Raw genomic sequence first — 23,270 nt, 5'->3', positions numbered from 1 at the left:
ACAACAAAATCCATAACGGACCTTTCCCCGCCCCGCGTGCCAGGCCACAAGCGACACACAAACTGTCACACAACAGCCTGACACACAGGGAATTTCCGGCGACCTCGATGTGTTTCCAGCGAACCCGCCGGAGGGAGTCTAGTTTTCCTGTGCCTCGGCACGGGCCTTGGCAACGTGCGCGTGGACTTCTTCCATATCCAGGCCCTTCACGGCCTCAATGACCTGCTCAAGCTGCTGGGCGTTCAGGGCACCGGGCTGCGAGAAGACGAGCACCTTTTCGCGGAAGGCCATCAGCGTGGGGATGGAGGTGATCCCGGCCTCGGCGGCGAGCTGCTGCTCGGCTTCGGTGTCCACCTTGGCGAAGACGACGTCGGAGTGGGTTTCCGATGCTGCTCCGTACGTGGGCGCGAACTGCCGGCAAGGGCCGCACCATGCAGCCCAGAAATCCACGAGGACAATGTCGTTCTCCTCGATGGTCGATGCGAACTGTTCACCGGTGATGTCAACTGTAGCCATGCTTCCACCGTACGCGTCCCTGCCCGGTAAGTCCCGCGGACGGGAGCCCTGTTCGCTTCCCGCGTCACCGGGAATAAAAGTCCAGCCCGGCATCCCAGAACCTATTGTTCATCGCTGAACAAGTGTTTAGCCTATTAAACATGCGTTCAACCGCAGACGATTTGACCACCCGCGCACGCATCCGGGATGCCGCGATCGGGCTCTTCGGCCGAGACGGTTTCTCCCGCACAACTGTCCGCGGCGTAGCCACTGCCGCCGGAGTCAGCCCCGGATTGGTCATCCATCATTTCGGCAGCAAGGCCGGACTCCGCGAGGCTTGCGATCACCACGTTCTTTCCCAGACAGCCACCCAGGGGCGGGAAAAAGCTGACCCCGGTGCCACAGGCAGGCTCATCCAGGACTACTTGAGCAACCCGGACCAATACACGGAGGAGGTCGCCTACATCCGCCGCAGCCTGGGCGATGAGTCCGACGCCGGTGACGCCTTCTTCGACGCTGTGGTGGACCAGTGCCAGGACATCATCCTCACCGGCATCGACGCCGGCACCATCAGGAAATTCGAGGACGTCCGATCCATCGCCGTGGTGATCGCCTCCAACAGCCTTGCGGTGCTCATGCTGGGCAGGCACCTCGCCCGCACCCTGGGAGCACCGGCACCGGAACCCAACGGCATCGGCCCAGACCTTTTGCGCCAGCTCACCCTCCCACTTCTTGAGATTTACACCCACGGTTTCTACGCGGACGCGCGGTTCCTGGACGCGGCCCGGGAAGCGCTTGAAGAAAACAACAACAACGGAAGGGAGCATGCCCCGTGACCCAGGCAATCGTCGTCGAAGGGTTGCGCAAAAGGTTCGGACAGCGCGAGGTTCTGCACGGATTGGATTTCGCTGTGGAGTCCGGGACAGTCTTCGGGGTAATCGGGCCGAACGGGGCGGGTAAAACCACCACCATGCGCTGCCTGTTGGACATCATCCGGCCCAGCGCCGGTTCCATCTCCATCCTGGGGCAGGATCCCAGACATTCGGGGACCGCGTTGCGCAGGCGGATCGGGTACCTCCCTGGCGAGCTGCACTTGGAAAACCGCACCACGGGCCGCCGGATGCTGGAACATTTTGCCGCCATCAGCGGACCAGTGGACCAGCGGCACGTCAACGATCTCGCCGAGCGGCTCCAGCTGGACCTGGACCGCCAGACCCGCAAGCTATCCAAGGGCAACAAGCAGAAACTCGGGCTGCTGCAGGCTTTCATGCACAAACCCGAACTTCTCATCCTGGACGAACCCACCAGCGGCCTTGATCCTTTGGTCCAGCAGGTCTTCCACGGAATGGTCCGCGAGGCCGTGGATGGGGGCGCCACGGTGTTCCTCAGTTCGCACGTGCTGAGCGAGGTCCAGCAGGCAGCGGACGCCGTCGCCATCCTTCGCGACGGCGGGATCGTCACAGTTTCCACCGTCGAGGCCCTGAGGACGGCAGCGGTGAGGCAGCTTCGCTTCAACAGCACCGGAACAGAAGCGCACGACGTCGGCGCGCTCCTGGCCAGGGTGCCGGGCGTCGCCAATGTAGCGGTACGGGAGCTGCCGGCCGATGGGCACACCGCCGGGACGGTCGAAGCCACTGCCACGTTGTCCGGCCATGTCCAGCCATTGGTCCAGGAGCTGGCCAGGCTGAACCTGACGGATCTGGTGCTGGAGGAGCCGGATCTGGAGGAAGCCGTGTTGACGCTCTACACCGGCAATGACACTCCTTCCACCACGGATTCCACCAGGGAGGAATCCCGGCACAGAGCCCTCAAGCAACCGGAAGGAGCCCACCATGCCTAGGCCACTGCCGCTGTTCACGAAAGCACTGACGGACTCGTGGCGTTCCACCCTGGCGTGGGCTGTGGGTCTGACGGGTGCCATCATGCTGTACTTGCCCCTGTACCCCTCCATCGGTGGCAGCTCCCAAATGCAGCAAATGATCGATGCCCTCCCGCAAGGCATGACCAAAGCCTTGAACTACGACCAAATCGCAACCGGTCCCGGCTACACCCAGGCAACCTTGTTCGGGCTCATCGGGTTCCTGCTGATGTCCATGGCTTCGGTGGGTTGGGGCGCGGCAGCTGTGGGAGGCGACGAAGAGTCCGGGCTCCTGGAGCTGACCTTGGCGCACAGCGTTACGCGCGTACAGATCGTGCTGGAGCGGGCACTGGCGCTGATCGTCCGCATCGCGGTCCTCGCCGCCCTTGTCTTCGTGCTGGTACTGGTATTGAACGGACCCGCCCAACTGAACATCGACGTCGGGCATCTCGCTGGCGCAGTGCTGCTGTTTGCTGCCTTGGCTCTGCTAAGCGGCACCGCCGCGTTGTTTGTCGGCGCGCTCAGCGGACGGAAGGTGTATGGAATCGCTGTCGGCGCGGCAGTGGCGGTCCTTGGTTATGTTTTCAACGCCGTGGGGCGGCAAAGTCCCAACGTGGAATGGCTGCTGAATCTCTCTCCGTACCACTGGGCCTATGGCAATTCACCGGTGGCCAATGGGGCCGACTGGGGCGCGGTGACCGGGCTGTACGCCATATCGGTTGCCCTTATTGCCCTGGGAGCCTTTGCCCTGCAGCGCCGGGATGTCGGCGTCTAGTTCCACACGTGAGGCGCGGGACGGCGGGCCCCAGGCAGTCCGTTGTTCTCGCGCCATTCATGGATCCATTCGGGCAGTTCAAGGTCGGCTGGCGGCGCACCAAACTCGGCGATGATTTCTTCCTGGGACACCGGCTTGCCTTTGGCTACCAGGCGGGTGGCGATGTAGGCGCGTGCGTAGATCTCTCCGGCCACCACCATGCGCTGCTCGAAGTAGATGGCTTTGGTGTCCAAGCCGATGATGCGGGTTTCAATGGTGTAGCGCTGCCATAGCTGCAAGGACTTCCGGAACGCAATGGTCTCCCCCGCAGCCACCGGGCTCCAGCCCCGCTTTCGCATCTTGGCCCAGACGCCACTGCGCACCATGAGGTCGAACCGGCCGAGGTCCATCAGGGAAAAGTACATGCCGTTGTTGACGTGCATGGCGATGTCAATGTCCGTGGGCAGGACCCGCAAAGGCAGCGAAGACTCTTCCCAGACGCCCAAAGGGGAACGCTTGGCGGACGTGAACAGCAACATGAGGGTACGTAGAAGCAGGTGCATGACAGCAATGTTACCCATGAGTAATATTGGGCGGAAGTTGCAGCCCGCAATGTGGGACGCCCCTTTGGCAGCGGGGTTTGCGCCGTTAATGTCCACATTTATGTCCAACGATTGCACTAACGTTTACCGCCGGTTCACCAAAGACGTGCACAATATCTGGAACTCGTATTGAAGAACACATCAGGGGGACCCCTTTGAGTACGCTGCAAACCACCCGGCCCCACGGCGACGTCTGGCCCGAACTCCAGCGCCACCAGGCGGTGGTGCTCCAGGACGCACGCGGGAACCGGATTGAGGGAACCCTGGATGGCATGACCGATGACCGCAGCACCCTGTGGATCCAGCTCAAGGGTGGCCTGGGACGCCAACTAATCCACCACCTGGACGGCTACTGGCTGGAAACCAACGACTGATCCTCGCTTTCTGCTTCCGCAGGTACAGCCTGTGGCTAGGATTCCCGTATGACTCAAGCGCGATACCGGGACCTCGTCGAATGGCCGCTCATGGCCACGGCATTAATATTCCTTACTGCTTACGCGTGGCAGGTCATCGGGCGCGTCGATGGCCCCTCGGCTACCCCCTTCGAAGTGGTTCTCTGGATCACGTGGGGAATATTCGCCTTGGACTACTTCATCAACCTTTGGCTTGCCGAAGACCGCCTGCGATGGTTCCTCTGGAATCTCCATGAACTCCTGATCGTGGTACTCCCCTTCTTCCGGCCGTTGCGGCTGCTGCGCCTGGTCACCCTGCTCTCGGTCCTGCAACGGACCGTGGGCGAAACCCTCCGGGGACGCGTGGCAACCTATGTCGCCGGAGCGGCAGCCATGCTCATCCTTGTTGGAGCGCTTGCCGTCCTGGATGTTGAACAGGGCTCGCCCGACGCCAAGATCCTGACCTTCGGAGACGCAGCCTGGTGGGCCGTCACCACCATCACCACCGTGGGTTACGGCGACCTGTATCCGGTCACACCCATCGGCAGGGTTGTCGCCGCAGCCCTCATGATGAGCGGCATCGCAGTTCTGGGTATCGTGACGGCGTCGATCGCCTCCTGGCTGGTGCAGCGGATCGAGGAGAATGCCGAAGGCGTGGCGGCCGCGGCGGGCGAAAAGGCAGTAGCAGCCGAGGAACCCGTGCGGGCCGAAGTGGCTGATCTGGTCAAGGAGATCGCGGCCTTGCGCTTGGAAATCGCGGAGCTTCGGAAAATCTCCGAGAGACAGTAACCAAGAAGCCAACCCATCCGGGAAAACCCACAAGCACACAAAAAATCCCCGGAACCACTGGTTCCGGGGATTTTCCTTGGGTGGCAGATGAGGGATTCGAACCCCCGTAGGCGTTGCCAGCTGATTTACAGTCAGCCCCCTTTGGCCGCTCGGGTAATCTGCCGAACTTCAAAAGAAGATCACTTCCGGAAGACCATTTCTTTCGATCCGGTAACCGAAGGCAGAGACAACCTTACAGAACTTTCCACGAAGAATCTAATCGGGACTTGGAGCCCGGGATTTCAAGGGATTTCAGGCTTCTCCGAGGATGCGGCCCGCCAGTTTGGCCTCGAACTTCTCGGCCTGCTCGGCGGTGATCTGGTTCAGTTGCACGGCCCGCTGAAGATCTGCGTGGACGCCATCCATGCGCGAGGTGGCGTCGGGAACCGGGCTCAGCACGATCGAGGCCGCCACCGCTGCCGCCGCTACTGCACTGGCAGCAGCCACTGCAGCCGTTCCAATCGAACCTGCTGCTGCTGAGGCGGACTTACTGATGGACTGGACGGCCTTGGTGCTCATGCTGATCCTCCGGACGAAGTGTCTTCCAACTGGTACAACTCTGGGCCGCCCACCTCGGTTCCCACCCTGCGTGTGCTGTGAGCGAACTGTGAAAGCCCCTCACCGTCCCAACGGCCGTCTTCCGTACTAGGCTGGATGCCAGACCCAACCGCCCTCACAGGGCCCCCAACCTAAGGAGAGTCATGGCAGGCGAATCCACATTCGACGTCGTCAGCAAGGTAGACAAGCAAGAGGTCGCCAACGCACTGAACCAGTCCCAGAAGGAAATCGCGCAGCGGTACGACTTCAAGGGCGTCGGCGCTGAGATCGACTTCAGCGGCGAGAAGATCCTCATGAAGGCGAACTCGGAGGACCGCGTGCTTGCTGTCCTGGACGTCTTCCAGTCCAAGCTCATCAAGCGCGGCATCTCCCTGAAGTCCCTGGACCAGGGCGAACCCTACCCCTCGGGCAAGGAGTTCCGCCTGGAGTGCAGCATCAAGGAGGGCATCGCCCAGGACATCGCCAAGAAGATCAACAAGATCATCCGCGATGAAGCTCCGAAGTCCGTCAAGTCCCAGATCCAGGGCGACGAACTCCGTGTGACGTCCAAGTCCCGCGACGACCTGCAGGAGACCATGGCCATCCTCAAGAAGTTCGAAGAGGCCGACCTCCAGTTCGTGAACTTCCGCAGCTAACGGCGCAGGACGGCGTGATTAGTGGGCGCCTGCGTCCGTAGTCCGCACAGAGTCCGCAGAATCACCGAGGACCGCAGCGATCAGCCTTGATCCTGCGGTCCTCGTTTTTTCTTATCTGCCGTGGGCGAGGACAAATTTGCCAAGAACCAAGCAGCCGTGATGCCAAATTGTGGCCTTGGGTGGCTTGTCCACTGAAGCACACTGGTTCGGGCCTCTTTGCGGTGCCTCCGGGCGTGCAGCAGGGCGGGTACATCGGCGAAGGGCTGTTCACCTAGGGCCTGCGCTGGCTCCATTTCCGTTGCGGACCCGCTTTTCGGTCGTTGGCCAACAACGGATCTGCGGGTTCACAACGTGTTGAGTCCCTAGGAGAGCGGGCGCCCGGCCATCCGCTCCAAGCGGCTGATTCGCTCCTTCATGGGCGGGTGCGTCGAGAACATCCGCCGCATTCCGCCGCCACGGAAGGGGTTGGCGATCATGAGGTGCGAGGCGTTGATCAGCCGCTGGTCCTGCGGAAGGGGCAACTGGCTCACCCCGGACTCGATCTTGCGCAGGGCCGAAGCCAGTGCCAAGGGATCGCCAGTGAGCTCGGCACCGTCCTCGTCGGCGTCAAACTCGCGGGTCCGGGAGATCGCCATTTGGATGAGCGAGGCGGCAAAGGGAGCCAGCAGCGCCATGGCGATGGTGGCAAGGGGGTTTGCATTGCGCCGGTCACCACCGCCAAAGATCAGCAGCATCTGGCCAACCGAGGTGATCACGCCGGCCACGGCAGCCGCCACCGAGGACGTCAGGATGTCGCGGTTGTACACATGCATCAGTTCGTGCCCCAGCACACCCCTGAGTTCCCGGGCATCCAAGAGGTGCAGGATCCCCTCAGTGCAGCACACGGCGGCGTTCTTCGGATTGCGCCCGGTAGCGAAGGCGTTGGGCGTCATGGTGGGTGAAAGGTAAATCCGCGGCATGGGCTTGTTTGCCCGCACGGACAGCTCCCGGACGATCTGGTAGAGCTGCGGCGCTTGGGCCTCGGTCACCGGGTACGCGGCCATGGAACGGATGGCGATCTTGTCGCTGTTCCAATACCCGTACGCAGTCGTACCAACGCCGATCAAAGCCATGATCCAGATGGGGGCAGTGCTGCGGGTTCCCGAGGCGATGATGGCGCCCAAACCCAACAACACCGCCCACAGCACACCGAACAGTGCTGCGGTTTTGAGTCCATTGTTGTGTTTGTGCACGTTTCCCTCGTCCTCTTTCGTCGCCTCTTGCGGGGGTTCTTTAGCTTTAACGCCGACGCCGGTCGCCCTGTTCCGGGGGTTAGGGCACCGGGAGTTAGGGCACCGGCGGCTACGGCACCGGGTGCTTTGAATCGTAGGCGACAAACCCGGGTTGAATGCGCGAGGCCAGCCACGCCAGCACTATGCACAGAAGTCCGCCAAGCAGCAGCACGCCGCCCTCGCTGAGGAATCTCGTGACTCCACCGGCAAGCATGTCACCGACCCGCGGCCCGCCCGCGACCACCACAATGAACACCCCTTGCAGCCGTCCGCGCAGGTGGTCGGGAGTGGCTGCCTGGAGGATGGTGGTGCGGAACACAGCACTCACGGAGTCGGAAATGCCGGCGAGCGCACAGCAGAGCGCTGCCGGTATCAGCCAGGGCGTGGTTCCGTTACGTCCGGAATCTCCGGCCAGGAGCACCACCAGGCCAAAGCCTGCAATCGATGCGCCCCAACCCATCACCGACCACACCACCGCGCTGCCCTGCCGGCGCACCCTGCCGAGCGGCCCGGAGAAGAGGCCCGCAAGGAACGCGCCCACGGCTGTGGAAGCGAGCAGCACACCCACGGTCGTCTCCCCTCCCCCGATCATCACAGCACCAATGGCCGGCATCAGTGCCCTGGGTTGCGCGCAAATCATGGCGATGAGGTCGATCACAAAGGTCATGCGGACATTGGGCCTGCCGCCGAGGAAGCGGAACCCTTCCACCACGGAACGGAATCCGGGCCGCACTGCATCCTTGGAGGGTGGCAACGGGGGAAGCTTGAAGAGTCCCCAGAGCGCAAAGGTAAAACTGATGACGTCAATGGTGTAGGTCCACCCGAAACCGATCGTGGCCACGAGCACTCCGGCCAACAGCGGTCCGGCGGTCATCGAGAGACCGAAGGTCAGCATGTTCAGGGCATTGGCGGCCGGCAGCAGGTCCTTACGGACCAAGAGCGGAATAATCGCACTTCTGGCGGGTCCGTTGATGCCCTGCGCGCCGCTTTGGATGGCCACCAGCGCATAAAGCACCCAGATGTTCCCGATCTCCAGCCACGCCTGCAAAGCCAGCCCGGCCGTGGTCAGCCATAGGACCAAGGACGCGATCAAGGCCACTTTCCGGCGATCGTAGGCATCGGAAATGGAGCCCCCGTAGAGACCTGCGATCACCAGCGGAACCAGCGCGAAGATGCCCAGCAATCCTACGTAGAGGCTTTCCTGGGTGAGCCGGTAGACCTCCAGGCTGACGGCCACGAGGGTCAATTGGGTGCCGATGGCCGCCACGGATGCCCCCAGCCAGAGCCGGCGAAAAGCAGGACTCTCCCTGAGCGGAGTGATGTCTGCCAGTAGTTTTGCCACCGTCCAACCCTAACCAGCCCCAGGGCTTGGTAGGCTCACCCCGGGGAAGGAGTTGACATGGTCATGTCGCGACGATTGCTGTACCGTTCGGACTTTTGGGAGATCGCCCGGCCACGTCACCCCCTCACAGCCGGACATGTGGTGATCCGTTTGTCCGATCCCTCCATCGACTTCGCGCTCCCGTCAGCAGCGGACTGGCTTCTTTGCCACCATCTGGCGCGTACAGCCCTTGCGAAGGTCCTCGGGGCCGGTCAGTGCGCCGTCATGTTCGCCTACCAGTGGCATCCGTTGGGAGCCGGGCTGGGTGAGCCGGTGGCTGAGTCGTCGACGCCGACGTTCCACCTTTTCGGTCGTTGGGCCGGAGAAACCACGACGCCGGGACAGCAGCTGTCGCTGCCGGCCCACCGTCGGGTGGCACTGCCGGAGTCCGGGCTCGAGGAAACCGACCAGGCATTACGTGAGGTCCTCCGCAGTGAGCGGCCCGAAGCGGCCCTGGCCGTCGCACACGAGGCGGAGGCCGCCGTCGTACCTGTCCTTGAACCGGCCCGGACCGTAACTGCCGGACCCCGGCACACGGTGATCGAGCCCGCCGGAGGTGCGGCGTCGATCCGGGAGCTCAGGCCGGTTGACCTCCTTGCCATCGCCGCATCCATGGGCGACTTGCCAATGCCCATTGGAGTCAGCGGCTTCAGTTGCGTGGCGCTCGAATCACGGACCCCGGCGACGCCGCTGCAAATCCATGCGCTGGGCAGATCCGCGGCTGAGGACGTGAACCCGCTGGTGGAATTATTACGTTCACCGGAAGTTAGCCTCGCCTTATTGTGAACTTATCAAAATAAGTGCTTGAATGGATGCATGACGGATCACACAGCTGAGCAGCAAGCATGGGCGGCGGCCCTGCATGCCCATGGCCGTCGTGTGACCAAACAGCGGCTTGCAGTGCTCGCCGCGGTCCAGCACCATCCGCATTCCCCGGCAGAAGGCATCCTTGCCGCTGCCCGCGAAGAACTTCCCGAACTGACGGCGCAGTCTGTTTATGTGGTTCTCAGCGACCTCACGGACCTGCAGATGCTGCGCCGCTTCGAGCCCCCGCACTCCCCGGCGCTCTATGAAACCCGGGTTGGCGACAACCACCACCACGCCGTCTGCATCAGCTGCGGCAAGGTGGAGGACGTGGACTGTGCAGTGGGACACGCACCGTGCCTCACTCCGCACTGGAACGAAGATTCCAAGCCCATGACCATCCAGATCGCAGACGTCCTCTACCAGGGCATCTGCCAGGATTGCCAGGCCAAACAACAGCTTCCCGTACTACCTTCCGTAACCCAGAAATAATAAAAAGGAGAATGATGACCGCGAACATCTCGACCACACAGTCGGGTGCCCCTGTCACTTCCGACGCGCACTCCAAGTCCGTCGGCGCTGACGGTGCCATCATCCTGACCGACCACTACCTGGTGGAAAAGCTCGCACAGTTCAACCGCGAGCGCGTCCCGGAGCGTGTTGTGCACGCAAAGGGTGGCGGCGCTTTCGGTACTTTCAAGACCACCTCCGACGTTTCCGCCTACACCAAGGCAGCTTTCCTTCAGCCGGGCGTCGAGACCGACATGCTGATCCGCTTCTCCTCCGTTGCAGGCGAGAACGGTTCTCCCGACACGTGGCGCGATCCCCGCGGTTTCGCCGTGAAGTTCTACACCTCCGAGGGCAACTACGACCTCGTGGGCAACAACACCCCGGTGTTCTTCATCCGCGACGGCATCAAGTTCCCGGACTTCATCCACTCCCAGAAGCGCCTCCCGGGTACCCACCTGCGCGACGCTGACATGCAGTGGGACTTCTGGACCCTCTCCCCCGAGTCCGCACACCAGGTCACCTGGCTCATGGGCGACCGTGGCCTGCCGGCTTCCTGGCGCGAAATGCAGGGTTACGGCTCGCACACCTACCAGTGGATCAACGCCGCTGGTGAGCGTTTCTGGGTCAAGTACCACTTCAAGTCCAACCAGGGCGTCAACTCCATCACCGGTGACCAGGCTGAAGAGCTGGCCGGTTCGGACGCAGACTTCTACATCCGCGACCTCTCCGAGAACATCGAAGCCGGCAACTTCCCGTCGTGGGAACTGCACGTTCAGGTCATGCCTTACGAGGACGCCAAGACGTACCGCTTCAACCCGTTCGACCTCACCAAGGTGTGGCCGCACTCCGACTACCCGCTGATCCACGTGGGCACCATGGAGCTGAACAAGAACCCGGAGAACTACTTCGCACAGATCGAGCAGGCCACCTTCGCGCCGTCGAACTTCGTGCCGGGCATCGCTGCTTCCCCGGACAAGATGCTGCAGGCCCGCATCTTCTCCTACGCCGATGCACACCGCTACCGCGTGGGCACCAACCACGCCCAGATCCCGGTGAACCAGCCCAAGAACCAGGTCAACAACTACAGCCAGGATGGCCAGGGCCGTTACCTGTTCAACGCCCCGTCCACCCCGGTCTACGCACCGAACTCCGTCGGTGGCCCGGCCGCCGTTGAGCCCGCTTCCCCCGCCGGTGGCTGGGAGAACGACGGCGAGCTCACCCTCTCCGCGCACACCCTGCACGCTGAGGATGACGACTTCGGCCAGGCCGGTACCCTGTACCGCGAGGTCTACGACGAGGCCGCCAAGGCACGCTTCCTCGACACCATCACCGGTGCCGTTGGTGGCGTGAAGAACGCCGACATCAAGGAACGCGCCATCCAGTACTGGACCAACGTTGACGCCGAGCTCGGCGCCAAGCTCCGCGCCAACCTCGGCGCTGGCCAGACCGAGTCCGACGCCGAAGCAGCCAACAAGCTCTAAGCGTCCGGTTTTCAGGAACACCCCGCTGCGGATCAATTCCGCGGCGGGGTGTTCTTTTTGTTTTCCACATAGCGGGTTGTTTCCACATAGCGGGCTGCCCTTATGGCTGATGCGTCCTTGGGGTCCATAGGATCCCTTCATGGACACATTTTCAGGCATTCAGCCAGCCGCCTTCCGCTTCTACGAGGACCTTGAAGAGAACAACAACCGCGAGTGGTGGCTGGAGCATAAAAGCACGTACGACGCCGAGGTCAAGGAGCCGCTGACAGCTCTCCTTGCAGTGTTGGAACCCAGGTTCGGGCCGGCAAAAATCTTCCGCCCCAACAGGGATGTCAGGTTCTCCCAGGACAAGTCGCCCTATAAAACAGCACAGGGCGCCTTTGCCGCCACCCAGGAGGGCGTTGGCTACTACGTGCAGATCAGCGCCGACGGTTTGTTGATCGGCGGCGGCTACCACTCCCACACCCCGGCGCAACTGGCCCGCTACCGGGCAGCAGTGGATGCGCCTGAGAGTGGCCTGGAGCTGCAGAAGATCACCGACGCCGTAGCGGAAGCCGGATTCACCATAGAAGGTGAAAAGCTGAAGACCGTTCCCCGCGGATTCGACAAGGACCATCCGCGGGCGGAGTTGCTCAAGCACAAGTCGCTGTCGGCTGGTGTCGAGGTGGGGCAGCCGGGTTGGTTGTCCACCGCTGCGGCCAAGGACGAGATCGCTGCCCGGTGGGAGGTGCTCCGGCCCCTGGTGGAATGGGTCAGTGAGCATGCTGCACCGTGAGGATGTTTGATGGCCCACCGGGACGCAGAAACGCCCGGAAACCAGTGGTTCCCGGGCGTCCCGTGACTAGAAAGCGCTCGGCTGTCTGACAGGCACTTAGACCTTCGTGTAGCTGTCTTCGTCCTCGTCGCCGTCGGCCCGGCGGCTCTCCGTGGCGCCATTGACGGCAGTCTTCGCCTCAGCGAACTTCTCGTTGAGCCTGGAGTGGCGTTGGCCGTAGGAGAAGTAGATCGCCATGCCAATCACCAGCCAGATCGCAAAGAAGATCCAGGTTTCCACGGCCAGGTTGGTCATGAGGTAGAGGCACAAAACTGCGGAGACCCACGGCAGGACCTTGCCGAAGGGCACGCGGAAGGCGGGCTTGAGGTCGGGACGCTTCTTGCGGAGCACCAGGATGCCCAGGCTGACCATCACGAAGGCCGAAAGGGTTCCGATGTTGATCATTTCCTCAAGGAGATCCACCTTGGTCACACCGGCAACGATCGCTACAGCAGCGCCACAGATGATCTGCAGGCGGGCCGGTGTAGCCCGCTTGTCACTGGTCTTGGACAGGGAGCGGGGCAGCAGTCCGTCGCGGCTCATGGCAAGAACCACGCGGGACAGGCCCATGAGGAGCACCATGATCACGGTGGTCAAGCCCACCAGGGAGCCGAAGGCGATGACCTTGGCCGCGTCGGTGTTGCCAACGGCCTCGAAAGCGGTGGTCAGGGTGGGGTTCTTAACCTCGGCCAGCTGCGTGTAGGAAACCATGCCGGTCAGGGCGAGGGAAACAAGGATGTAGAGCAACGTGACCAGGGCCAGTCCACCGAAGATACCGCGAGGCAGCGTCTTTTGCGGGTTCTTGACCTCTTCCGCCGAGGTCGCCACCACGTCAAAGCCGATGAAAGCAAAGAAGACCAGGGCAGCGCCTGCAAAGATTCCCAGGGTTCCGTACTGCGCCGGAGCAGCGCCGGTCAGGAAGCCGAAGAAGGACTGCTTCATGACATCGGCCGCACCGGTACCGGCAGTGGGTTCGGAAGCGGGGACAAACGGCGTGTAGTTGGAGAACTTCACGTAGCTGAAGCCCACCACGATCACGAACAGCACCACCGCGATCTTGATCATGGTGAAGACGTTGCCCACGCGGGCGGACAGCTTTGTCCCCAGCACCAGCAGCACCGTAAAGATCGCGACAATCAGGAAAGCGCCCCAGTAGAGGTCGATGCCGAACACGCTGACAGAGGGCGGCATCTCCACTCCCATCAAACCGAACACCGTACTGAGGTAGATGCCCCAGTACTTCGCGATCACGGCTGCAGCAGTGAAGAGTTCAAGGATGAGGTTCCAACCGATGATCCAGGCCAGGACCTCGCCCATGGTGGCGTATGTAAAGACGTAGGCGGAACCCGCCACGGGGATGGCGGTGGCGAACTCGGCGTAGCACATGATGGCCAGCGCGCAGGTGACCGCGGCGATGGCAAAGGAAATGGTGACGGCGGGGCCGGCAAAGTTGGCAGCAGCCTTGGCGCCCACCGAGAAGATCCCGGCGCCGACAGCAACGGCGACGCCCATGATCATGAGGTCCCAGGTGCTCAGGCTGCGCTTGAGCTTGCGACCGGGTTCATCGGAATCAGCGATCGACTGCTCAATCGACTTGGTCCTGAAAATGTTCATAAAAATGCCACATTCTGGAGGAGGGTGGTATAGGACTCATCAAGAATAGTGTCCGGCCAGTGGACGGCCATATTTATCCCAGATAGTGAGACGACGCCCTGCATCATGTGACAGCTGAGGCTGGTGTGATGGGAGTGAGTTGCCCGCATCACACCAGCCTGATGCCCGAATTCTGGCAGCTAAATGCCCGGCACATCCCAATCCATCAGTGTCGACCGGATCAGGAAGCGCTTGCCCTCGGGCGCTTCCACGGAGAAACCACTTCCGCGACCCGAAACAACATCCACCGTCAGATGCGTGTGGGACCAATAGTTGAACTGTTCGCGGGACATCCAGAACTCAAGTGGCTGCGACTCCGAGGCACTGCCCAGCTCGAACCGGCCCAGAAGGACATCGGAATCTCCGGTCAGGAACTCCCCCGCCGGATAGCACATCGGCGCGGAGCCATCACAGCACCCTCCGGATTGGTGGAACATCAGCGGGCCGTGCCGGGTCCATAACGTGCGAAGAAGATCCACGGACGCCGCGGTGAGCGCCACCCGGGAGAAGTCCTCCCCGGGCAGCGTCACCGCAGCTTCCAGCGCAGAGCTGGTCATCAGAACTTCAGAACCACTCGGCCGTCGATCTTTGCGTGTTTCATCTCGTCGAACACTGCGTTGACCTCCGACAACTCCCGGGTGGAGACCGTTGGCTTGATCTTCCCCTGGGCATAGAACTCCAGTGCTTCTTCCAGGTCCTGCCTGGTCCCCACGATCGATCCCCGGACTGTGAGGCCCTTGAGGACAATCTCGAAGATCGGTGCCGGAAAATCTCCTGGCGGAAGCCCATTGAACACGATGGTCCCGCCGCGCCTCGCCATGCCGATGGCCTGACCGAAGGCCGAGGGGTGCACGGCTGTCACCAGAACCCCGTGGCACCCGCCGGTTTCACGTTGGATCACCTCGGCCGGATCCTCATGCAACGCGTTGACCGTCAGCTCGGCGCCGTGTTCCTTGGCCAGCGACAGCTTGTCATCGGCGATGTCCACAGCGGCAACGCGCAGGCCCATCGCTACGGCATACTGAACCGCGATATGGCCCAGACCGCCGATGCCGGAGATGGTGACCCACTGCCCCGGCTTGGCCTCGGTCATCTTGAGGCCCTTGTACACGGTCACACCGGCACAGAGGACCGGCGCGACCTCCACCGGGTCAGAGCCTTCAGGGATACGGGCAGCAAAACGTGTGTCCACCAGCATGTACTCGCCGAAGGAACCGTCCACGCTGTAACCGCCGTTCTGCTGTGACTCGCACAAGGTTTCCCATCCGGTCCGGCAGTACTGGCAGTCCCCGCATGCCGACCACAGCCAGGCGTTCCCCACGAGATCGCCAACGGCAACATCGTTGACGCCCTCGCCCAAGGCCACCACTTCGCCCACTCCTTCGTGTCCCGGAATGAACGGCGGTGTGGGTTTGACCGGCCAGTCGCCTTCGGCGGCGTGCAAATCCGTATGACATACCCCCGATGTCAGGAGGCGGACCAGCGCTTGGCCGGGACCCGGCGTCGGGCGTTCAACTTCCTTGACCGTAAGGTCGGTTCCAAACTCCGTGACTACTGCTGCTTGCATAGTGTTCGACATTGACGATCTCCTTTGATCCATCCGCTTGATGCGAGTTTTTGTACAGCTAATGCCCTTAAGAAGGCTCCATAAGGGCATTTGCTGTACAAAAACTCCTAGAAGAAGCCGAGCTTGTTCTCGTTGTAGCTGACCAGGAGGTTCTTGGTCTGCTGGTAGTGGTCCAGCATCATGGCGTGGTTTTCACGGCCGATGCCTGAGGACTTGTAGCCGCCGAAGGCGGCACCTGCCGGGTAGGCGTGGTAGTTGTTGACCCACACGCGGCCGGCCTGGATTTCCCGGCCTGCGCGGTAGGCGACATTTCCGTTGCGCGACCAGACGCCGGCACCAAGTCCATAGAGCGTGTCGTTGGCGATGCCGATGGCGTCGTTGTAGTCGCTGAACTTGGTGACGGACACTACCGGGCCGAAGATCTCCTCCTGGAAGATGCGCATCCGGTTGTGGCCTTCGAAGATGGTGGGCTGGACGTAGTAGCCACCGGCGAGGTCGCCGGAGAGCTCTGCCCGGGCACCACCGGTGAGGACCTTGGCGCCCTCCTGCTTTCCGATGTCGATGTAGGACAGGATCTTCTCCAATTGGTCGTTGGAGGCCTGCGCACCGATCTGGGTTTCCGTATCAAGCGGGTTGCCCTGGATGATCTTGTTGGTCCGGGCCACGACGTCGGCCATGAAGGAGTCGTAGATGCCTTCCTGGACCAGGGCGCGGGACGGGCAGGTGCAGACTTCGCCCTGGTTGAACGCGAAGAGCGTGAAGCCCTCCTGGGCCTTGTCGTAGAAGGCGTCATTCTGGGCGGCGACGTCGTCGAAAAAGATGTTCGGGCTCTTGCCGCCAAGCTCCAGCGTGACAGGAATAAGGTTGTTGGACGCGTACTGGCTGATCAACCGGCCAGTGGTGGTCTCGCCCGTGAAGGCGATCTTTCGGATGCGCGGGCTGGAAGCCAGCGGCTTGCCTGCCTCGACGCCGAAGCCGTTGACCACGTTGACCACACCGGCCGGCAGGAGATCGCTGATCAGTTCCATCAGGACCAGGATGGACGTGGGGGTCTGCTCCGCCGGCTTGAGGACAACCGCGTTGCCGGCTGCGAGCGCCGGTGCGAGCTTCCAGACGGCCATGAGGATGGGGAAGTTCCACGGGATGATCTGGCCGACAACGCCCAGGGGCTCCTTGAAGTGGTACGCGGTGGTGTCCTCGTCGAGTTGGGAGAGCCCACCTTCCTGGGCGCGGACGGCCGAGGCGAAGTAGCGGAAGTGGTCGGCGGCCAGCGGGATGTCGGCATTGAGGGTCTCGCGGACGGGCTTTCCGTTGTCCCACGTCTCGGCGACGGCGAGGAGTTCCACATTCTCATCGATGCGGTCGGCGATCTTGTTCAGGATTGCGGCGCGTTCGGTCGCGGAGGTCTTTCCCCAGGACGGTGCCACCTTGTGGGCTGCGTCCAGTGCGAGTTCGATGTCCTCCGAGGTTCCACGGGCAACTTCGCAGAATACCTTGCCCGTAACGGGGGTGATGTTTTCAAAGTAGGCGCCCTTGACCGGGGCGACCCATTCGCCGCCGATCCAGTTCTCGTAACGGTCTTTGAAGGTGACCTTCGAACCTTCGGCACCCGGCTGTGCGTAAACGGTCATTGCTAGCTCCTTTGCTGCGAATCACTGTGGCTTTCGCCATTGATCCGAGCCTAGGAGCCAGGAGGTTGCAGCTACGTTGCAACGGTGTGAGTCAGCTCACGCCTGCAGTTCCGTTTCGATGCGCTCAAGGTCGGCCACCACGGCGGCGCGCTTGGGTGAGCGCGGCGGCAGCAGCTTCAGGACGGCAAGGCGGAGGTCGACGTCGTACTTCGCCTCGGGCAGCTCCGCGTACTTGAGGAGCGAATCGACGCTGCCGTCGCTGAGCAGCGCCTCCCGCAGCAGATGCGAGACCCGCTCGCGCAACTGCACGACGCCGGGCGCCTCCGATCGCGGCAAAAGCGCACCTTTGTAGATTTCCAGGGCTATGCGGTGGGCGCCGCGCTGCAGGCAGCTCAAGACCTGGCCCGAGTCCGGAAGCAGCTCGACGGGCAGCCGGTATGGCCGCGACTCGGGCACAGCATCCGGGCTGAGCTCCTGGATGACTTTGCGTAGCCGGACCATCTCGGCCCGGAGGGTTACGGAGGATCCGTCGCCGGGGTAGAGCTGGGCGCACAGGTCATCAGCGCTGAGCCCCTCCGGATGGTTGCCCAGGATCGCCAGGATTTCGCTGTGTCGTGCTGACAAAGAGACTGTCCGGCCGTCAATGCTGAGCAGCGCCTGGTCCCGGCCCAGCAGCTGCAGGCTGTTGCGGTACAAAGCGTGGCTGCTCGCGGCGGCCGCGCTCCGGCGTCGTGGTTTGTCGCGGACCTCGGCAGCGAGCTGCAAGCGTTCAATGCGCAACTGCGCCTGGGCCGCGGCCACCGTTGCTTCCACCAGCGACAGGGTGTGCGGGGCGACGGCTGTCTCAGTGCCCGTGATGTCCACAACGCCCAGCACCGCGCCGGAGTCGGGATCGTGGAATGGAACCGCGGTGCAGCTCCAAGGATGGACGGACCGCTTGAAGTGCTCAGCGCCGGAGATCTGGATGCTGCGATCCAGGGCCAGTGCCGTACCGGGTGCGCTGGTGCCGACGGAGGCCTCAGACCAGTCGGCGCCGGCCACGAACATCATGCCTTCGGCGCGGCGTTGCATCACGGGGTCGCCGTCAACCCACAAAAGCCGCCCGACGTCGTCGCCAACTGCCACCAGCAGGCCGCTGTCATGGCTCGGCTGGACCAGCAGCTTCTTGATCACGGGCATGATGGTGGCCAAGGGGTGCTGGCGCCTGTACTCCTCCAGCTCATCGCGGTCCATGGCCAAGGGCGCTTCCGGGACATCGGGGTTGGCCTTCAGGCTGGCGGACCGCTGCCACGATTCGTGAACCAGGCGCCGGATCCCGGCAATCTCATCGGCCGTTCCGGCACGCCAGGCCTCCAGGTGTTCGTGGCCGGCCAGGGCACGCTTATGCAGCAACTCCGCGGCGTCAGTGCCGGGAACCACCGGATGGATCTGATTCCTCACTCGAACTCCCCTGGGTGCTGTGCTGGTCAATGGCCGCGCGCGTTGGGCAGCGCGTGTGGTGGGCAGCACAGTACCGACGAGTCTAGTTCGCCGGATGGAGTTTTTGTACAGCTAATGACCCTAAGACGCCCGAATAAGCGCATTAGGTGTACAAAAACTCCGGAGGTTAGGGGCGGGAGATCCGGATCATTTCCTCGCGCGGGACAACCTTGATGCGCTCGCGGACCACTCCGTTGTTGGCTTCGGGACCTGCGGACCACTCGGCGCCGAGGGCAGCTTCGTGCGCGTCCAGCCGGTTCCAGCCTTCCCAGGTGGTGTATTCGATGCCGCGTTCTTCCAGGAGGTCGATGATGGCTTGGGGATCCGGGTTTTCGGCCGGGGGCAGATTCAACCGGTCCTCGAGGAGGCAGCCGATGGTTTCCAAGGCATCGCCCTTGGTGTGCCCGATCAACCCCACCGGTCCACGCTTGATCCAGCCGGTGGCATAGATTCCCGGAACGGGTTCCCCGTCGGCACCCAGGACGCGGCCGCCGTCGTTCGGTATGACGCCGCGGCGGGCGTCGTACGGCAGCTCCTCCAGTGGCGAGCCGTGGTAGCCGATGGCGCGGTAGACAGACTGGACCGGGTATTCGAGGAACTCCCCGGTTCCCTTGACGTTGCCTGTCCCGTCCAGTTCCATCCGCTCAAACTTCATTGCCGCAACCTTGCCCGGGGTCTCGGGAGAGTCAAGGATCTCCACGGGGCTGTGCAGGAAATGCAGGTGCAGGCGGCGGGACGAGGGCTGCTCGGCTTCGGCGTGCTCTTCCACCAGCCAGTTGGTCATGGTGTTGACCATGGTCTTGATCTGGTTGTTGGTCCGGATCGCTTCGTCTGAGGCCTCGTCGAACTCGAAGTCCTCCGGGTAGAGGACGATATCCACATCCTTGCAGTGCGAGAGTTCGCGCAGCTCCAGCGGCGTGAACTTCACTTGGGCAGGTCCGCGCCGGCCAAAAACGTGGACATCGGTAACGGGCGAGTTCTTCAGGCCTCGGTACACGTTGTCCGGAATCTCGGTGACCAGCAGCTCTTCCGGGTGCTTGACCAGCATGCGCGCCACGTCCAGGGCAACATTGCCATTGCCGATCACAGCTATTTCCTTGGCCTCCAGCGGCCACTCGCGCGGCACGTCCGGGTGTCCGTCGTACCAGGAGACGAAATCCGCGCCGCCGAAAGAGCCCTCCAGCCCGATACCCGGAATGTTCAGGTCCGCGTCCTTGATGGCACCGGTGGAGAAGATCACGGCGTCATAGAAAGCGCGGAAGTCGTGGAGGGTCAGGTCCCTGCCATAGGTGACGTTGCCCAGGAAGCGGATGTCGCCGCGGTCAAGCACCTTGTGAAGAGCGTTCACGATGCCCTTGATGCGGGGATGGTCGGGCGCTACGCCGTATCGAATCAGCCCATACGGCGCGGGATACGCCTCGAAGAGGTCGATGCTCACTTCCACGTGCCCGTCTTTAACCTCGTTGGACTTGGTGAGGATATCCGCGGCGTAAACACCGGCGGGACCGGCGCCCACGATAGCCACGCGAAGCGGACGATTGGTTGCGGCTGAGTCTGACACCGTGAGCCCTTCCGAAGCAGTGAGCCACGCCGCTGTTGGTGGCGCGCAGGCTTCAATTCTAGGTGTCCGCCCCACACCGGGCCGCTTATATGGCAGGAGTCACAAAAATACACAAAGATTGCGGAATATTGCGGGGATGGTTCGCGTTGGCCAAAATGTGTCGACTCCGGATCAGATCATCTCAAGCTCCCCTTCAGACCAGCCAACGACGGCGGTAACCGGGAGCGGAGGCGAAGGAACCGACGGTGCCGCCAAGCAAGGGCTCGGCAAGCCCGTGCGGAGCGAGTCGACTGCGGGAATCCTGTTCGGCATCGGCGCATACGGGTTGTGGGGTCTGCTTCCCCTGTACTTCTTCATCCTGATGCCTGCCGGTGCAATCGAAATCGTGGCCAACCGCGTGGTCTGGTCCCTGATCTTCTGTGCACTGCTGATCACCATCACCCGGTCCTGGCGGATTTTCGGTGCCGCTTTGAAGGACCGCAGCGTCTTCGGCCCCTTGGCGCTGGCGGCTGGCTTGATCGCCATCAACTGGCTCACGTACACGTTCGGCGTCACCACCGGCCACGCCGTCGAGACCTCCCTGGGCTACTTCATCAACCCGCTGGTCTCGGTCCTCTTGGGCGTCTTCGTCCTCAAAGAGAAGCTGCGCCCCCTGCAGTGGACGGCGGTGGGTATCGGTTTCGTGGCCGTGGGCGTCCTGACCTTCTCCTATGGGCAGCTTCCGTGGATCGCCTTGATCCTGGCCTTCAGCTTTGGCCTTTACGGCTTTGTGAAGAAGCGGGTTGGCCCCAAGGTCGATGCCCTCACGAGCCTCAGCGTTGAGACCATGGTGCTGGCTCCCTTCGCAGCCATCACCATGGTGGTCTTGGGTGTGACAGGTGCCGAAACCCTCACCACCATGGGTGCCGGGCACTTCTGGCTGCTGGTGGCTTCGGGCGTCATCACCGCCGTTCCGCTGCTCTTCTTCGGCGCCTCCGCACGCCGCCTGCCGATGACCACTATCGGCCTCCTCCAGTACTTTGCCCCGATCCTCCAGTTCGTTGTGGCATTGCTGGTGTTCCACGAAACCATGACCACGGCCCGTTGGATCGGCTTCTGCGTGGTCTGGCTGGCCCTGGTCCTGCTGACGATCGACATGCTGCGGACCACGCGCAAGAACTCGGCACTGAAGAAGCGGGCGCGACTGGCCGCCGTCGAGGCCTGATTCCCGACGCCGAACCCGTCGCCACCGCGCGGCACGCCGCGAACTCGCGGGAACCCTGCCAAAACCCCCGGAACTTTCCCGGCGGCTTCGCAGCGTTCCAGCGAACTGGACGCCGGCTCCTGGAGGGCAACGCGGGGTCACTTATGGCCCATCCAGAGCCGCAAAATGGGCCATAAGTGACCCCGCGTTGCTTTAGACGAAGGAGGCGGGCGCGACTGGCCGCCGTCGAGGCCTGATTCCCGACGCCGAACCCGTCGCCACCGCGCGGCACTCCGCGAAGTCGCTGGAACGCTGCCAAAACCCCCGGAACTTTCCGGCGGATTCGCAGCGTTCCCGCGAACTCGACCCCGGACCCTAGTCGAGCACGTCAGGGTTGGGTTCCTTTTCGCGGCCGGAGGTGTCGAGGGCACGGGTTTCCAGCGCGAAAACCAGCGGCCCAGCACCTGCAAGTGACCCCGCGGCCGCTGACCCTGCGCTTGCGGCCACGGAGCCTGAACCCAACTCCGCGGCCGAACGGGCCAAGCCGTCCGAGGCGTCCGAGCCGGCCGAGCCAAACGCCAGCTCCACTGCCAGCTCCACTTCCACCACGGAATCGGCCAACCTCGTGAACGGATACCCGTCGGAGCCTGAACCCAGCAACCGCAGCCCCACCACTTCCAGCCCGCTGGCAGCCTCCACGCGCACCCTCCCCGACGCCGGTACCCGCGTCAGAACGGCGTACACCTGACCGGTGTCCGTGTCCCGGGTGAAGTAGCCCCAACCGGGGTAGTTCCAGCCCATTGCAAAGCCGCACCCATAAATGGCTTCACCGTTGGTTGCCAGCCACTCCCCCACCCGGGAGGCAATATCCACCTCTGCCGGAGCCATGGAGCCGTCACCCCGCGGGCCGAAATTCAGCAGGAAGTTGCCTCCCAAGGAGGTGCAATGGGCAATCATGTCCACCACATCCCAAGGGTGTTTCAGCGTTGATTGCGCCCACGTGCCTTGGTGGTAACCCCAGCTGGCCTGCGGAATTGTCATGCAGGCTTCCCAATCGTGGGCCGCCACGCCAACGTCCCACGGTGATGGCAACCTGCGCTCATAACCACTTTCGTAGTCGCCCATCAGCAGTCCATGGGAGTCGACGTGCCGGGCTCCGAAATCATCGGCCCTCAGGCGGCTGTTGACCACTACGCCGGGAATGCGCTGCTTCAGCATCCGTTCGACTTCCCACGTCCACCAGCCGTTGGCCTTCACGGATTCGTCCCAGGTGCCGTCGAACCAGAATCCCTTCACACCGGGGTAACGGTCCGCCAGTTCTTCCAACTGATTCATTGCAAAGTCGAGGTAGCGGGCAAAAGCCGCCCGATCGCCGTCGTTCTCCAGCGTGAAGCGCCAGTCCGGGTGCCGCCAGTCGAGCACCGAGTAGTAGAAGTTGACATCGATCCCGCGGGCCTCATAGGCCGCCACCAGTTCACCCAGAACGTCCCGGCCCGACGGCGTGTTTCCCATGTGGAAGTCCGTGTGGGCACTCGGCCACAGACAAAAGCCGTCGTGGTGCTTGGTAGTGATGGTCATGTAGCGGGCCCCCAATGCAACAGCGGTGTCAGCCCACCGGTCGGCGTCGAAATCGGCCAGCGTGAAGTCGTTGGCGAGCGCCTCCCAGCGCTGTTGCGGGATCTTCGCTACGCGCGGCAGGAACTCTGCCGCGAATTCGATATCCCTCCCCTCCCACCTCCCTGCCGGCAGCGCGTAGAGGCCCCAGTGGATGAACTGCCCCACCCGGTGGCCACGGAACCTCTGCATGGCAGGG

At 62.8% G+C, this 23,270-nt stretch carries 23 protein-coding genes and 1 tRNA gene; 11 read left to right on the top strand and 13 right to left on the bottom strand.

Going from position 1 to position 23,270, the window contains the following annotated elements; genetic code table 11:
- Positions 1 to 138 precede the first annotated feature (138 nt).
- Positions 139 to 516 (bottom strand): thioredoxin, encoded by a 378-nt coding sequence (trxA, locus tag ACFUOZ_RS06670; RefSeq protein ID WP_377545983.1) that lies wholly within the window; start codon positions 514 to 516, stop codon positions 139 to 141.
- Positions 517 to 656: 140 nt separating this feature from the next.
- On the opposite strand from trxA, the gene ACFUOZ_RS06665 reads away from it, so the two are divergent.
- From ACFUOZ_RS06665 to ACFUOZ_RS06655, 3 genes are read left to right on the top strand one after another with little or no spacing between them, the layout of a single operon-like run.
- The gene (locus ACFUOZ_RS06665) at positions 657 to 1,331 is read left to right on the top strand and encodes a TetR/AcrR family transcriptional regulator (RefSeq protein ID WP_377545981.1); all 675 of its coding nucleotides are present in this window, start codon (positions 657 to 659) and stop codon (positions 1,329 to 1,331) included.
- Entirely contained in the window at positions 1,328 to 2,335 is a 1,008-nt protein-coding gene (locus tag ACFUOZ_RS06660) for an ABC transporter ATP-binding protein (RefSeq protein ID WP_377545979.1), read from the top strand. Before ACFUOZ_RS06665 ends, ACFUOZ_RS06660 begins: the two co-directional genes overlap by 4 nt.
- Positions 2,328 to 3,128: an ABC transporter permease subunit gene (locus ACFUOZ_RS06655; protein ID WP_377545977.1), complete on the top strand. Its 801-nt coding sequence runs from the start codon at positions 2,328 to 2,330 to the stop codon at positions 3,126 to 3,128. Before ACFUOZ_RS06660 ends, ACFUOZ_RS06655 begins: the two co-directional genes overlap by 8 nt.
- On the opposite strand, the gene ACFUOZ_RS06650 is transcribed toward ACFUOZ_RS06655, so the two are convergent.
- Positions 3,125 to 3,670, bottom strand: a complete 546-nt coding sequence (locus tag ACFUOZ_RS06650; protein WP_377545975.1) for an acyl-CoA thioesterase — start codon at positions 3,668 to 3,670, stop codon at positions 3,125 to 3,127. The two genes, ACFUOZ_RS06655 and ACFUOZ_RS06650, sit on opposite strands and share 4 nt — an antisense overlap.
- 194 nt (positions 3,671 to 3,864) lie before the next feature.
- On the opposite strand from ACFUOZ_RS06650, the gene ACFUOZ_RS06645 reads away from it, so the two are divergent.
- Together ACFUOZ_RS06645 and ACFUOZ_RS06640 are read left to right on the top strand one after the other, a co-directional pair.
- On the top strand, positions 3,865 to 4,083 hold the full coding sequence (locus ACFUOZ_RS06645; RefSeq protein ID WP_377545974.1) for a hypothetical protein: 219 nt from the start codon (positions 3,865 to 3,867) through the stop codon (positions 4,081 to 4,083).
- Between the two features lie 48 nt (positions 4,084 to 4,131).
- A complete protein-coding gene (locus ACFUOZ_RS06640) occupies positions 4,132 to 4,890 on the top strand; it encodes a potassium channel family protein (RefSeq protein WP_377545972.1) in 759 nt (252 codons plus the stop codon).
- An 81-nt stretch (positions 4,891 to 4,971) separates the two neighbouring features.
- Here ACFUOZ_RS06640 and ACFUOZ_RS06635 read toward each other — a convergent pair.
- Positions 4,972 to 5,053, bottom strand: a tRNA-Tyr gene (locus ACFUOZ_RS06635).
- A gap of 128 nt (positions 5,054 to 5,181) precedes the next feature.
- Positions 5,182 to 5,448, bottom strand: coding sequence for a hypothetical protein (locus ACFUOZ_RS06630; RefSeq protein ID WP_262275697.1), 267 nt, complete (start codon positions 5,446 to 5,448; stop codon positions 5,182 to 5,184).
- Between the two features lie 182 nt (positions 5,449 to 5,630).
- Between ACFUOZ_RS06630 and ACFUOZ_RS06625 the strand changes: the two genes are divergently transcribed.
- Complete coding sequence (locus ACFUOZ_RS06625; protein WP_144659328.1) at positions 5,631 to 6,122, top strand: YajQ family cyclic di-GMP-binding protein; 492 nt, start codon at positions 5,631 to 5,633, stop codon at positions 6,120 to 6,122.
- A gap of 362 nt (positions 6,123 to 6,484) precedes the next feature.
- Here the strand turns inward: ACFUOZ_RS06625 and htpX are convergent, their stop codons facing one another.
- A complete protein-coding gene (htpX, locus tag ACFUOZ_RS06620) occupies positions 6,485 to 7,354 on the bottom strand; it encodes a zinc metalloprotease HtpX (protein WP_377545969.1) in 870 nt (289 codons plus the stop codon).
- A gap of 109 nt (positions 7,355 to 7,463) precedes the next feature.
- The gene (locus ACFUOZ_RS06615) at positions 7,464 to 8,735 is read right to left on the bottom strand and encodes an MFS transporter (RefSeq protein WP_377545967.1); all 1,272 of its coding nucleotides are present in this window, start codon (positions 8,733 to 8,735) and stop codon (positions 7,464 to 7,466) included.
- A gap of 63 nt (positions 8,736 to 8,798) precedes the next feature.
- On the opposite strand from ACFUOZ_RS06615, the gene ACFUOZ_RS06610 reads away from it, so the two are divergent.
- The 4 genes from ACFUOZ_RS06610 to ACFUOZ_RS06595 all read left to right on the top strand — a co-directional run bounded on the left by ACFUOZ_RS06610 (position 8,799) and on the right by ACFUOZ_RS06595 (position 12,344).
- Complete coding sequence (locus tag ACFUOZ_RS06610) at positions 8,799 to 9,560, top strand: hypothetical protein (RefSeq protein WP_377545965.1); 762 nt, start codon at positions 8,799 to 8,801, stop codon at positions 9,558 to 9,560.
- 30 nt (positions 9,561 to 9,590) lie between these two features.
- A complete protein-coding gene (locus ACFUOZ_RS06605; RefSeq protein WP_377545963.1) occupies positions 9,591 to 10,070 on the top strand; it encodes a Fur family transcriptional regulator in 480 nt (159 codons plus the stop codon).
- A 14-nt stretch (positions 10,071 to 10,084) separates the two neighbouring features.
- On the top strand, positions 10,085 to 11,569 hold the full coding sequence (locus ACFUOZ_RS06600; RefSeq protein WP_377545961.1) for a catalase: 1,485 nt from the start codon (positions 10,085 to 10,087) through the stop codon (positions 11,567 to 11,569).
- 139 nt (positions 11,570 to 11,708) lie between these two features.
- Positions 11,709 to 12,344, top strand: coding sequence for a DUF2461 domain-containing protein (locus ACFUOZ_RS06595; RefSeq protein ID WP_377545959.1), 636 nt, complete (start codon positions 11,709 to 11,711; stop codon positions 12,342 to 12,344).
- 96 nt (positions 12,345 to 12,440) lie between these two features.
- Here the strand turns inward: ACFUOZ_RS06595 and ACFUOZ_RS06590 are convergent, their stop codons facing one another.
- The 6 genes from ACFUOZ_RS06590 to ACFUOZ_RS06565 form a co-directional block, all read right to left on the bottom strand.
- Positions 12,441 to 13,997 (bottom strand): APC family permease, encoded by a 1,557-nt coding sequence (locus tag ACFUOZ_RS06590; protein WP_377545957.1) that lies wholly within the window; start codon positions 13,995 to 13,997, stop codon positions 12,441 to 12,443.
- A 179-nt stretch (positions 13,998 to 14,176) separates the two neighbouring features.
- Positions 14,177 to 14,593, bottom strand: coding sequence for a DUF779 domain-containing protein (locus ACFUOZ_RS06585; protein ID WP_377545955.1), 417 nt, complete (start codon positions 14,591 to 14,593; stop codon positions 14,177 to 14,179).
- Positions 14,593 to 15,615 (bottom strand): alcohol dehydrogenase AdhP, encoded by a 1,023-nt coding sequence (gene adhP / locus ACFUOZ_RS06580; protein WP_377545953.1) that lies wholly within the window; start codon positions 15,613 to 15,615, stop codon positions 14,593 to 14,595. Before adhP ends, ACFUOZ_RS06585 begins: the two co-directional genes overlap by 1 nt.
- A 95-nt stretch (positions 15,616 to 15,710) precedes the next feature.
- Positions 15,711 to 17,234: an aldehyde dehydrogenase family protein gene (locus ACFUOZ_RS06575; RefSeq protein ID WP_377545951.1), complete on the bottom strand. Its 1,524-nt coding sequence runs from the start codon at positions 17,232 to 17,234 to the stop codon at positions 15,711 to 15,713.
- A 96-nt stretch (positions 17,235 to 17,330) separates the two neighbouring features.
- Positions 17,331 to 18,674: a GAF domain-containing protein gene (locus ACFUOZ_RS06570; RefSeq protein ID WP_377545950.1), complete on the bottom strand. Its 1,344-nt coding sequence runs from the start codon at positions 18,672 to 18,674 to the stop codon at positions 17,331 to 17,333.
- 166 nt (positions 18,675 to 18,840) lie between these two features.
- Positions 18,841 to 20,274, bottom strand: a complete 1,434-nt coding sequence (locus tag ACFUOZ_RS06565; RefSeq protein WP_377545947.1) for an FAD-dependent oxidoreductase — start codon at positions 20,272 to 20,274, stop codon at positions 18,841 to 18,843.
- Between the two features lie 118 nt (positions 20,275 to 20,392).
- Here ACFUOZ_RS06565 and rarD point away from each other — a divergent pair, with 118 nt between their 5' ends.
- Positions 20,393 to 21,478, top strand: coding sequence for an EamA family transporter RarD (gene rarD, locus ACFUOZ_RS06560; protein WP_377545945.1), 1,086 nt, complete (start codon positions 20,393 to 20,395; stop codon positions 21,476 to 21,478).
- A gap of 354 nt (positions 21,479 to 21,832) precedes the next feature.
- Here the strand turns inward: rarD and ACFUOZ_RS06555 are convergent, their stop codons facing one another.
- Positions 21,833 to 23,263 (bottom strand): alpha-L-fucosidase, encoded by a 1,431-nt coding sequence (locus ACFUOZ_RS06555; protein WP_377545943.1) that lies wholly within the window; start codon positions 23,261 to 23,263, stop codon positions 21,833 to 21,835.
- Positions 23,264 to 23,270: the final 7 nt, after the last annotated feature.

The organism is Paenarthrobacter sp. NPDC057355 (assembly GCF_042667405.1).
In the GTDB taxonomy this organism is placed as follows: domain Bacteria; phylum Actinomycetota; class Actinomycetes; order Actinomycetales; family Micrococcaceae; genus Arthrobacter.
The sequence above is the reverse complement of the archived record's forward strand: the minus strand, read 5'-3'. Positions and strand labels throughout refer to the sequence as shown.

Excerpts from the sequence above, each read along its gene's own strand:
- trxA (WP_377545983.1), bottom strand. The coding sequence starts at position 516 with ATGGCTACAGTTGACATCACCGGTGAACAGTTCGCATCGACCATCGAG.
- ACFUOZ_RS06665 (WP_377545981.1), top strand. The coding sequence starts at position 657 with ATGCGTTCAACCGCAGACGATTTGACCACCCGCGCACGCATCCGGGAT.
- ACFUOZ_RS06655 (WP_377545977.1), top strand. The coding sequence starts at position 2,328 with ATGCCTAGGCCACTGCCGCTGTTCACGAAAGCACTGACGGACTCGTGG.
- ACFUOZ_RS06650 (WP_377545975.1), bottom strand. The coding sequence starts at position 3,670 with ATGCACCTGCTTCTACGTACCCTCATGTTGCTGTTCACGTCCGCCAAG.
- ACFUOZ_RS06640 (WP_377545972.1), top strand. The coding sequence starts at position 4,132 with ATGACTCAAGCGCGATACCGGGACCTCGTCGAATGGCCGCTCATGGCC.
- ACFUOZ_RS06630 (WP_262275697.1), bottom strand. The coding sequence starts at position 5,448 with ATGAGCACCAAGGCCGTCCAGTCCATCAGTAAGTCCGCCTCAGCAGCA.
- ACFUOZ_RS06625 (WP_144659328.1), top strand. The coding sequence starts at position 5,631 with ATGGCAGGCGAATCCACATTCGACGTCGTCAGCAAGGTAGACAAGCAA.
- ACFUOZ_RS06610 (WP_377545965.1), top strand. The coding sequence starts at position 8,799 with ATGTCGCGACGATTGCTGTACCGTTCGGACTTTTGGGAGATCGCCCGG.
- ACFUOZ_RS06605 (WP_377545963.1), top strand. The coding sequence starts at position 9,591 with ATGACGGATCACACAGCTGAGCAGCAAGCATGGGCGGCGGCCCTGCAT.
- ACFUOZ_RS06600 (WP_377545961.1), top strand. The coding sequence starts at position 10,085 with ATGACCGCGAACATCTCGACCACACAGTCGGGTGCCCCTGTCACTTCC.
- ACFUOZ_RS06595 (WP_377545959.1), top strand. The coding sequence starts at position 11,709 with ATGGACACATTTTCAGGCATTCAGCCAGCCGCCTTCCGCTTCTACGAG.
- ACFUOZ_RS06590 (WP_377545957.1), bottom strand. The coding sequence starts at position 13,997 with ATGAACATTTTCAGGACCAAGTCGATTGAGCAGTCGATCGCTGATTCC.
- ACFUOZ_RS06585 (WP_377545955.1), bottom strand. The coding sequence starts at position 14,593 with ATGACCAGCTCTGCGCTGGAAGCTGCGGTGACGCTGCCCGGGGAGGAC.
- adhP (WP_377545953.1), bottom strand. The coding sequence starts at position 15,615 with ATGTCGAACACTATGCAAGCAGCAGTAGTCACGGAGTTTGGAACCGAC.
- ACFUOZ_RS06575 (WP_377545951.1), bottom strand. The coding sequence starts at position 17,234 with ATGACCGTTTACGCACAGCCGGGTGCCGAAGGTTCGAAGGTCACCTTC.
- ACFUOZ_RS06555 (WP_377545943.1), bottom strand. The coding sequence starts at position 23,263 with ATGCAGAGGTTCCGTGGCCACCGGGTGGGGCAGTTCATCCACTGGGGC.